Raw genomic sequence first — 9,255 nt, 5'->3', positions numbered from 1 at the left:
CGCACCGGATTGTGGCTCCGGCACTCGTGGGTTCAAGTCCCATCGATCGCCCCATAAATTCATAGTTGGGGATTACTTATTGGGGTATAGCCAAGCGGTAAGGCAACGGACTTTGACTCCGTCATTCCTAGGTTCAAATCCTAGTACCCCAGCCATTAAAATGCGGACGTAGCTCAATTGGTAGAGCGTCGCCTTGCCAAGGCGAAGGTCGAGGGTTCGAGACCCTTCGTCCGCTCCATTTCTTAAATTGTTTCACCTTATATCATGGAGGCATAGCCAAGGGGTAAGGCACGGGTCTGCAAAACCCTTATCCCCGGTTCAAATCCGGGTGCCTCCTCCATAGTACTTGCCGGTGTGGCGGAATGGCAGACGCGCGCGACTCAAAATCGTGAGGGAAACCGTGGGGGTTCAAGTCCCTTCACCGGCACCATACTTTTACAAGCTAACCCTGAATGTCAAGATATCTTGATGATTGGGGTTTTTTTCTGCTTTATTATGCACATAGTGTAGACAGGGAAATAGACAACTTGTGTACGTAAAAGGGCGAGGTGGTTGAGGTGTTTTACAAACTGCAAGACAAGCCGCCAATAGGGATCACGACACTGTCCGTATTGCAATGGATGATCGTAACAGTTTCCAGCAGTGTGGCGGTACCACTAATGATTGGAGATATGTACGGCTTGCAGGCTGATGAAATTGGAAAGCTGATGCAGCAGACCATGTTTTACATTGGGCTCGCATCACTACTGCAAGTATGGATTGGACACCGCTATCCGATGATAGAAGGACCGGCTGGATTATGGTGGGGAATCTTTATCATTTTGGCTCAACTTGGAACGAGTATGGGCCTTCATCCACAAGAAATTGGTCAATCCTTTCAAGTGGGGATGATATTAGCAGGTCTACTCTTTTTCATTTTTGGTTTATTAGGCTGGATTGGCAAATTACAGAAGTGGTTTACGCCGCTGGTTTCAGGTACGTATATGATTTTGCTTGCTGTTTCTTTGTGTAGTAACATTCTCACGGGCATGCTCGGTATTGGTTTTCAGCATTCAAAAGAGGTACAACCGGGTGTAGCACTTGTCTCTATAGGGATCGTAGCCCTTGTTGTGTTCATAATGCGAACGAAGCGATTCTCCAGTTTTGCCGTTTTGTTTGGCATGGTTGGTGGCTGGATCGCATACGCGCTTCTTGGATGGACAGAACCTGTCCGGCCTACTGAGCAATTATTTTCATGGCCTTCTATTTTCTTTTGGGGACCCCCACGCTGGGATTGGGGCGTTGTATTAACAAGTATGCTGACAGGATTCGTTCTGTTGACAAACCTCATGACGAGTTTGTCAGTCATGGGAAAAGCGACAGACACTGTGCCTACTGAAAAGCAGTACAATCGCGGTGGTATTTTTACAGGGGTATCCCATTTCCTGTCAGGCTTGAGCGGTGTGGTTGGTATGATTCCACTTTCCTTGGCAGCAGCGGTTATTCAAACGACGAAAATGGCTTCGCGCCTGCCATTTGTGATAGCGATGCTGGGGATGATGCTGATTGGGCTGATTCCCACAGTTGCCCATTTTTTGGCGGCTTTACCTACTCCAGTGGCATACGCGGCGATGTTCATTTCCTATACGCAACTGCTTGGCTTCGGGTTGAAGGATTACGTGAATGTGAAGATGGACGAACGTACGATTATTGTTGGGGGCAGCTCGCTTCTGATCGGGATCGGAGTCATGTTCGTACCTGCTGTAGCTTGGCAGCAACTTCCTGCATTAGCCAGTTTTTTGTTCGGCAATGGCTTACTGCTTGGAGTTATTGTGTGCCTGGTCCTGGAACATATTGTTTTTAGAAAAAAGGAAGATAGCGTAGAAAAAGACGGCCAGGCTGCATGACGGGCCGTCTTTTTCTTAGGCAGTAACTATAGAGGAGTGAGTCAGCTCTCCACCGTTGATTTCCGTAAACATGCGACCAACTGAACCAACGATTTCTTCTTTTTTAGATTGTTCCATTTTTTCATGGAAAAAGATGACTTGAAGGAGTGTGCTGCTTTGTTCCGTTACGCATGAGCGCTTAGAATCGACGATGGGACTCCCAAATGCGCCGTTACCATCAGCGAGCAGTAGTTTTCCTTCCATGTTGACTTCGCGTCCATTTAATCCTTCATAGACATCTTCGGCGTGACCGAGGCGACAAGTGATATCACCCGCTAAGTGATTAACGTCATAAATCCCAAAAGGAAGCGCGTGCAAAACCGAGAAAAAATTATTAACATCAACAGCGCTATTAATCCAGAAAAAAGGATTTCCCTGCAGCAGTCGGCGCAGTAATGCTTCGGAGGAAGGGCGGTATCTGGATGGATCAATGCCAACTTGCTTAAAGCAGGCCCTCCACTCGCGGATGCCTTCGATTTCTGTCAGGTTTGCAGTGTCGTGCGCAAGCCGCAAGCTCTCCACATAATAATTAATGCGTCCTTGCAGCATTTTTGGGGAGTCACTGACGGAAGCATTGCTGTATTGTAAAATGCCGAGAGAAAATTGCGGCAGACGCTCGGACACGGAAGAATCTAGCTGGACTTTCATCTATAGACACTCCTTACTAAACCTATTTTTGGTAGTATAACAAAAAATTTTTGTGGAAGCGACTAAGCTTCGATACAATAGAAGAGAACAGAGGAGGGAACCCTGACGATGACGATGCGTGAGGTTGATATTTATACTGACGGAGCTTGTTCCGGCAATCCAGGACCAGGTGGTTGGGGAGCTGTACTGATGTACGGTCAACACATCAAGGAAATGTCCGGTGCCGAACCGCATACAACGAATAACAGAATGGAGCTGTTGGCGGCCATCAAGGCGCTCTCTACATTGAAGGAGCCTTGTAAAGTGACACTGTACAGCGATAGTGCATACTTGGTTAACTGCTTTAAGCAAGGCTGGTATAAAGGCTGGCTGAAAAATGGCTGGAAAAACAGCAAAGGCCAGCAGGTGGAAAATCAGGACTTATGGAAAGAACTGCTGCAATTGATGGACACCCACAAGGTAGAGTACGTAAAAGTCAAAGGACACGCCGACAACAAATGGAACAACCGCTGTGACGAATTGGCGACAGGAGCGATTAAACAGCTGTGAACGACTTGCAGTACTGGGAGCAGACAAAGCAGTCCATCATTGACTATGCCAAAAAAATCGGAATCGATAAGATCGGATTTGCCAGCGCCGATCCATTCACGACCTTAAAAGAACGGCTTATTGTACACCGGGAAAAGGGTTATGAATCTGGATTTGAAGAGCCTGATTTAGAAAAGAGGACGAACCCAGAACTGTTGCTGGACGGGGCACGTTCGCTGATTTCTATAGCACTGGCCTACCCATCCAAGCTCAAAAATCCACCAAAGTCAGAGCCTGGCGCGTATCGGGGAATCTTGTGCCGTGCAGCATGGGGAACCGATTACCATCACGTTCTGCGCGACAAGCTGGACAAGCTGACTCGATTCATTATGGAGCTGGAACCAGGGGCTCGGATCGAATCCATGGTAGACACGGGAGCATTGTCTGATCGTGCGGTAGCCGAGCGAGCTGGGATTGGGTTTGTAGGAAAAAACTGTGCTATCATAACGCCAGAGTTCGGATCATGGGTGTACTTGGGGGAGCTTGTAACGAATCTTCCATTGCCAAGCGACCAATCGATTGAAGAAGGCTGTGGCGACTGTAATATATGTGTAGACGCTTGTCCGACCGGAGCCTTGATTCAGGGCGGGCAGCTTGATGCACAGCGATGTGTAGCTTATTTGACACAGGTGAAAGACTTTATTCCAGATGAATTCCGCGGGAAAATCGGGAATCGGCTGTATGGCTGCGACACTTGTCAGACTGTATGCCCTAAGAATCGTCGTATCGACAACGACCATCATGCTGAATTTCAGCCTGATCCGGAGATTGCCAAGCCTTTGTTGATTCCACTGCTTCAGATGAGCAATAAGGAGTTCAAGGAAAAGTTCGGCCAATCCTCTTCGTCTTGGCGGGGCAAAAAACCAATTCAGCGTAATGCCATACTAGCGCTTGCACATTTCAAGGATCGGACGGCTGTTCCTCATTTGGAGCGTCTTTTGTTTGAAGACCCCCGTCCAGTCATTCGTGGAACTGCTGCATGGGCACTTGGAAAAATCGGAGGAGAGCAGGCACAAGAAGCGCTCATTACCGCGAAAGCAAAAGAGGTGTCACCAGAAGTAGTGGAAGAGATAGAAAAAGGCATGAGCATGATTCGTGCACAGGCTTAGTTTGAACGAGAGAGAGGGTGGACGTAAAATGGCAAAGGAATTAGGCTATACCATGATGGATTCACCGATTGGACCATTGCTCTTGGCTTCTACAGAAGAAGGGCTGTGCTACATTCAGTTTGCCAATGAACAAGACGGATTGGAGCCTCTGGTGCGCTGGTGCAAAAAAACGTTCTTAGGAATTACCCCAACGCGTAACGATGTGATCAATGAGTCTGCAAAAATACAGCTAGAAGAGTATTTTGCAGGCAAGCGAAAAACGTTTGATATTCCAACCGTATTGTACGGAACTCCCTTTCAAAAGTCTGTATGGAATGAGTTATCGAACATCCCCTATGGAGAAACTCGTTCTTACAAAGATATTGCCTTGGCTATTGGAGCGGCGAAAGCTGTTCGAGCCATTGGCGGTGCGAACAATCGCAATCCGATTCCTGTCATTATACCGTGCCATCGTGTCATTGGCTCGAATGGTGCCTTGGTCGGATACGGCGGTGGCTTATCCATTAAAGAATATTTGCTGTCCTTAGAAGAAGGTCCACTCTTTGCTCACGCTTCTTCCAAATAAGCTGTCTGCTTGCTCGGACAGCTTTTCTTTTTCTTCTGAATGCTCCACGAGTGACATATTCTTCATTGAGATGAACGGTTCATGAGTCTATGTCGTAGTTGGAGGAGGAAAGGAGGAGGGGAAAGTGGAGTGGCGTGTATTTGTTCAACAATACTTTCAAGCAGTTCACCAGTCATCTATGGATGGAAAGTACGAGCGGCTACTGCCTTTTTATTGCACAGGAGAGTCTGGCGTACTGGAAGAATGGGATCGACTGAACCGGGAGAAGCGGAAAATCGAGGAGCGGGGAGTCAAATTATTGGCTGTCCAGGGACAAGTAACGCCCATGTGCTGGGTAGATACCGATGCCACCATGGAAATAACGGTTCAATGGCAAGAAAATAAAACACTGGGGATCAAGCATACCAAGTATAAAGAGGCAAACAAACGATTGTTCCAGCTCCAGTTGCTCAAAACGAATGAAAAATGGTCGATAATCGGGGCAAGGGAGTCGAATGGGGATCAAAAATTGGTGGTCGAGGAAGAGGAGGAGCCTGTCATCGTTGTGTCAGGCGTCGAGGATGCCATTGACCAACCTATGCTGATTGTGCATGGAGCAGGAGGTTACAACGCTGCAAATGCAGTCGCGTATGCGGAACGCTACTGGAACACGACCAATCCCGTGTATCCCCGTTTTACGGATGACTGCACGAATTTTATTTCACAATGTTTACACGCTGGCGGAATCCCTATGCTGATGTCGAAAGAGATGGGCAAGGGCTGGTGGATCCGCACGGGAAAAGGCGCCTCTTGGAGCTATAGCTGGACGGTAGCGCATAGCTTGTATTTGCTTTTGAAATCGGGTGGACCACCTATGCGGGCGGTTACGAAAAGCTCTGCGGCCGAATTGGTCCCAGGTGATATCATTTGTTATGACTTTAACGGGGATGGGCGTTTTCAGCACAATACGATCGTGGTCGCAAAAGACGCGAATCAGATGCCGTTAGTGAATGCCCATACGACAGATAGCAGCATGCGTTATTGGGCATATGAGGATTCTACAGCCTATACGCCCAAAATGCGTTATGCCTTCTTTCATATAAGAGGGGTATAATTACCGCTTGCGAAAAAAAGCTCTTCGTATAAAAGAGATGCTGCGAATCATCCAAATCATTGCTGCGAAAACGAGCATGTCTGAAAAGGTATGCGGTTCTCCTTTAATGGATTGTATGTAAATCAAGCCATGGAACAACACGATGATAAAAAGCCATGGATTGGCGAGATGAAGCCTTTTCCAACTGGAGCCACCCAGCCATTTTTCTGCCCGTGCAGAAGAAGTCAGCCACAGGGCTAGTAAAGTGATAAAAGCAAGCAGCCCAAGATAGTTCGCAACGCCTGTGAGGGTCCAGTTGGGAGACGGCCACATGGTGGGATCAGAGGGAGCGAAAAAGAACAGACCCAGCCATCCATCAGCCTTTTCAGAACGGTTTTCATGTATGATCATCAGGCGAGGCTCACTTTCAAAAAGGACGAGCACAAGAATGACGTGCAGCAGTCCAGTTAGCCCAGCCCATATGCCGATATCTCGACGGATGGACAAGCTGACAGCCACCCAGCCAGCAGGGAGCAAGGACTGGAGTGGACCAATCAGTAAGGTGCAGCCAATCAAAATAAATGAGAGATAGCCGAGAAGCATACTCCATGTTTCCAGTGCAGGGAACGAAGAAAAATCAGTCCACATCCAACTGGCGCCTAACAGGATCAAACTCACGATGCTCACATGTGCGACAAGGCGTCGCCCAAATGAAAAGGGTGTCCCCATCTAATCGTCACTCCTTCTATAGCCAAAGTTTTCTGATTAGATGCAGCAGGTACTCCATTTGTTACAGAAGTTGGGTACGGTGGTATAATAGGACGTGTACAGGTATTAAGTTCGCAATTTACAAGGAGATTTTCAGATATGCCGTTACATATTGTTTTGCATGAGCCGCTCATCCCTGCCAACACGGGAAACATCGCCCGTTCATGTGCAGCGACGGGAGCGCATCTGCATTTAATTCATCCGCTCGGGTTTTCAACGGACGATCGCTACCTGAAGCGGGCTGGACTCGATTATTGGCATGCAGTAAATGTTCTCCATCATGAGAGCTTCGAGCACTTTGCTGCGGCACAAGGAGAAGGTGCGGGTACCTTTTACTTTGTGGAGACCTGGGGGGAAAAGTTGTATACGGACGTTTCTTTCCAGGATGGCGACTACATTATCTTGGGCAAGGAGACAACAGGCTTGCCGGAAGAGCTGACAGAAAAATATCGGGAACAGACTATTCGTATCCCGATGAGCGGTGCGACCCGTTCTGTGAACCTGTCCAATTGTGCAGCTATTGTCTTGTTTGAGGGACTTCGTCAGTTAGGTTTTCCATCGCTATCGTAAGGCATTTGGGAGGGAGAGATCCATTATGACTGTGAACACCATCCTGTTTGATTTGGACGGTACGTTATTAGAGATGCAGACAGAACCCTTTGTCAAAAGTTACTTGGTTGAGGTAGGCCGTCATGTCGGAGATAAATACGATACCGAAAAGCTGTTGGCGCTGATTTGGGATGCGACCAAGGCAATGATCATGAACCAAGAGCCTGACAAGACGAACGAGCAAGTTTTTATCGAACATTTTACGGAACACAGTGAGTGGGATCGGGAGGAAATATGGCCTCTGTTCGATTCGTTTTATCGGGATGTATTTCCGACACTTTCTCACCTGACGTATCCTTCACCATGGGCAAAGCAGATCATTGCTGCCGCCAAAGAGCAAGGATTTCGGGTTGCAGTAGCGACGAATCCTGTTTTTCCACGTGATGCGATTCACCATCGCCTCGCTTGGATCGGGATGTCCCCGAATGATTTCGAGCTGGTCACCGTCTACGAGGAGTCGCATTTCACGAAGCCGAATCCGGGTTATTACAAGGAGATTTGTCAAAAGCTCGGGGTTGAACCGACAGACTGTGTCATGGTCGGGAATCACATGCAGGAGGACATGGTCGCATCCAAGCTGGGGATGAAAACGTTTTTGGTAACCAATTGGATGGAAGACCGTGGCGAGCCTCAGTATCCGGTAGATCAGCGGGGATCATTAGAAGATCTGTTTACGGCGCTTTCTGAAAAAAGCGGTGTGTTTGCAGGTTAAGGAATGACCATGAAAAAATAGACGAGAAGCAGGCTGTCCGTTTGAAAAAATGCTCAAGCCTGCTTTTTCACATACTTTTCCCAAAATCATCAGGTAGGCTAGGGGTGTACGACCACGTTTTACATAATAAAGGAGGAAAAAATCTGTATGAAAAAACTTGTTTCGTCTCTGGTGATGGCTACCTTACTGTTTAGCGGTATCTCTGTTGTGGCTGCGGCGGATACAGCAGCGGATGCTACGGTTAAGCACGCGAAAGCGGAGAAAAAGGAAGAAAACAGAGCAAAACTGAACGCGAAGGCTACCAAGTGGGGCGTAGAAACCACGGATAAAACAACTAAGGAAGTAAAAGCTGCCATTCAAGAAGCTAAAGCGGCAAAGAAAGCAGAAAACGTTGAGAAAAAAGCGGCAAAAGAAGCGAAGAAGCAAGAGCAACTCGCCAAGCTAAATGATAAAGCTGTGAAGCTGGGCGTTGATACAGCAGGTAAGACGGCGAAGGAAGTAAAAGCGGCTATTAAAGAAGCAATAGTAGCAAAAAAAGCAGAAAACGTTGAGAACAAGGCAGCAAAAGAAGCGAAGAAGCAAGAACAGCTCGAGAACCTGAAAGAAAAGGCGGCCAAGTGGGGCGTTGACATAACAGGTAAGAGCGCAAAAGAAATCAAGGCTGAAATCGAAGCGAAGAAAGCAGAAAAGAAAGAGAATAAGAAATAACAAGAAAACAAAAAAAGCAGGTTGCCACAGTAGGCAGCCTGCTTTTTTCCCCTGGATGCTTCTTACATGTTCCAGGTTTTGTCTTCGTTGTAGCCCGCTGTCAGCATGAAAAACAGAAAAGCTCCGAGGACCAATGCTACGATAAATGTACCCACGTTTGACAGCTCCTTTCGTAAACAAACTACTCCCATTATAGCGTAGCCTGCCCACTTTGCAAACGAATTAAAGCTGTTGCGCCCTTGTGAGTGACAATTTTCGATAGTCATACACGAGCTTTAAAAAAGCACTTAGCGCAATATATACACTCAGTTTCTCACCCGTATCGAGTTCCATCCCTGTCACTGCTTGGTAAATGAATATCGCAAGAATCACCAAGCTTGCGATGCCAGTCAAATAAAGTCCTTTTTTCACTTGAATGCGCTCTGCTTGAATATCCATGATCGTTCCTCCTGTTATATTACGCCAATCCGTCTTGGCCTCCGTGTATGTTGCTTATGATTGTATTTTACAGGGGAGATGGGCTTACAAACCATCGAATCAACTTACAGCTA

At 47.4% G+C, this 9,255-nt stretch carries 11 protein-coding genes and 4 tRNA genes; 12 read left to right on the top strand and 3 right to left on the bottom strand.

Annotated elements, in window-relative coordinates; all coding sequences use genetic code 11:
- Positions 1-80 precede the first annotated feature (80 nt).
- The 5 genes from PMI05_RS22710 (at position 81) to PMI05_RS22690 (ending at position 1,886) form a co-directional block, all read left to right on the top strand.
- A tRNA-Gln gene (locus tag PMI05_RS22710) sits at positions 81-155 on the top strand.
- 7 nt (positions 156-162) lie between these two features.
- Positions 163-238, top strand: a tRNA-Gly gene (locus PMI05_RS22705).
- Between the two features lie 28 nt (positions 239-266).
- A tRNA-Cys gene (locus PMI05_RS22700) sits at positions 267-340 on the top strand.
- Positions 341-348: 8 nt separating this feature from the next.
- Positions 349-430 (top strand) — tRNA-Leu (locus tag PMI05_RS22695).
- Between the two features lie 127 nt (positions 431-557).
- Positions 558-1,886 carry a purine/pyrimidine permease gene (locus PMI05_RS22690; RefSeq protein WP_007726847.1) on the top strand — a complete coding sequence of 443 codons (1,329 nt, stop codon included), beginning with the start codon at positions 558-560 and terminating at the stop codon, positions 1,884-1,886.
- Positions 1,887-1,901: 15 nt separating this feature from the next.
- Here the strand turns inward: PMI05_RS22690 and PMI05_RS22685 are convergent, their stop codons facing one another.
- The gene (locus PMI05_RS22685) at positions 1,902-2,573 is read right to left on the bottom strand and encodes a B3/4 domain-containing protein (protein ID WP_007726837.1); all 672 of its coding nucleotides are present in this window, start codon (positions 2,571-2,573) and stop codon (positions 1,902-1,904) included.
- 114 nt (positions 2,574-2,687) lie between these two features.
- Here PMI05_RS22685 and rnhA point away from each other — a divergent pair, with 114 nt between their 5' ends.
- From rnhA to PMI05_RS22665, 4 genes are all read left to right on the top strand, one after another.
- The gene (rnhA, locus tag PMI05_RS22680) at positions 2,688-3,122 is read left to right on the top strand and encodes a ribonuclease HI (RefSeq protein ID WP_173630755.1); all 435 of its coding nucleotides are present in this window, start codon (positions 2,688-2,690) and stop codon (positions 3,120-3,122) included.
- The gene (gene queG / locus PMI05_RS22675) at positions 3,119-4,270 is read left to right on the top strand and encodes a tRNA epoxyqueuosine(34) reductase QueG (RefSeq protein WP_007726833.1); all 1,152 of its coding nucleotides are present in this window, start codon (positions 3,119-3,121) and stop codon (positions 4,268-4,270) included. The genes rnhA and queG overlap by 4 nt, the downstream gene beginning before the upstream one ends.
- Positions 4,271-4,298: 28 nt before the next feature.
- On the top strand, positions 4,299-4,835 hold the full coding sequence (locus tag PMI05_RS22670) for a methylated-DNA--[protein]-cysteine S-methyltransferase (RefSeq protein WP_007726823.1): 537 nt from the start codon (positions 4,299-4,301) through the stop codon (positions 4,833-4,835).
- A gap of 124 nt (positions 4,836-4,959) precedes the next feature.
- A complete protein-coding gene (locus PMI05_RS22665; RefSeq protein WP_007726821.1) occupies positions 4,960-5,928 on the top strand; it encodes an amidase domain-containing protein in 969 nt (322 codons plus the stop codon).
- Here the strand turns inward: PMI05_RS22665 and PMI05_RS22660 are convergent, their stop codons facing one another.
- The gene (locus PMI05_RS22660; protein WP_007726819.1) at positions 5,929-6,636 is read right to left on the bottom strand and encodes a ferric reductase-like transmembrane domain-containing protein; all 708 of its coding nucleotides are present in this window, start codon (positions 6,634-6,636) and stop codon (positions 5,929-5,931) included.
- A 138-nt stretch (positions 6,637-6,774) separates the two neighbouring features.
- Between PMI05_RS22660 and trmL the strand changes: the two genes are divergently transcribed.
- The 3 genes from trmL to PMI05_RS22645 all read left to right on the top strand — a co-directional run bounded on the left by trmL (position 6,775) and on the right by PMI05_RS22645 (position 8,704).
- Entirely contained in the window at positions 6,775-7,245 is a 471-nt protein-coding gene (gene trmL, locus PMI05_RS22655) for a tRNA (uridine(34)/cytosine(34)/5-carboxymethylaminomethyluridine(34)-2'-O)-methyltransferase TrmL (protein WP_007726817.1), read from the top strand.
- A gap of 25 nt (positions 7,246-7,270) precedes the next feature.
- Positions 7,271-7,996, top strand: a complete 726-nt coding sequence (locus tag PMI05_RS22650; RefSeq protein ID WP_007726815.1) for an HAD family hydrolase — start codon at positions 7,271-7,273, stop codon at positions 7,994-7,996.
- A 147-nt stretch (positions 7,997-8,143) separates the two neighbouring features.
- Complete coding sequence (locus tag PMI05_RS22645; protein ID WP_007726814.1) at positions 8,144-8,704, top strand: hypothetical protein; 561 nt, start codon at positions 8,144-8,146, stop codon at positions 8,702-8,704.
- Positions 8,705-8,926: 222 nt separating this feature from the next.
- Here PMI05_RS22645 and PMI05_RS22640 read toward each other — a convergent pair whose 3' ends face one another.
- Positions 8,927-9,142 (bottom strand): hypothetical protein, encoded by a 216-nt coding sequence (locus PMI05_RS22640; protein WP_007726812.1) that lies wholly within the window; start codon positions 9,140-9,142, stop codon positions 8,927-8,929.
- Positions 9,143-9,255 lie beyond the last annotated feature (113 nt).

It is taken from the genome of Brevibacillus sp. BC25 (genome assembly GCF_000282075.1).
Classification (GTDB): domain Bacteria; phylum Bacillota; class Bacilli; order Brevibacillales; family Brevibacillaceae; genus Brevibacillus.
Note: the sequence above shows the minus strand (reverse complement) of the source record. Positions and strands in the feature narration are given on the sequence as shown.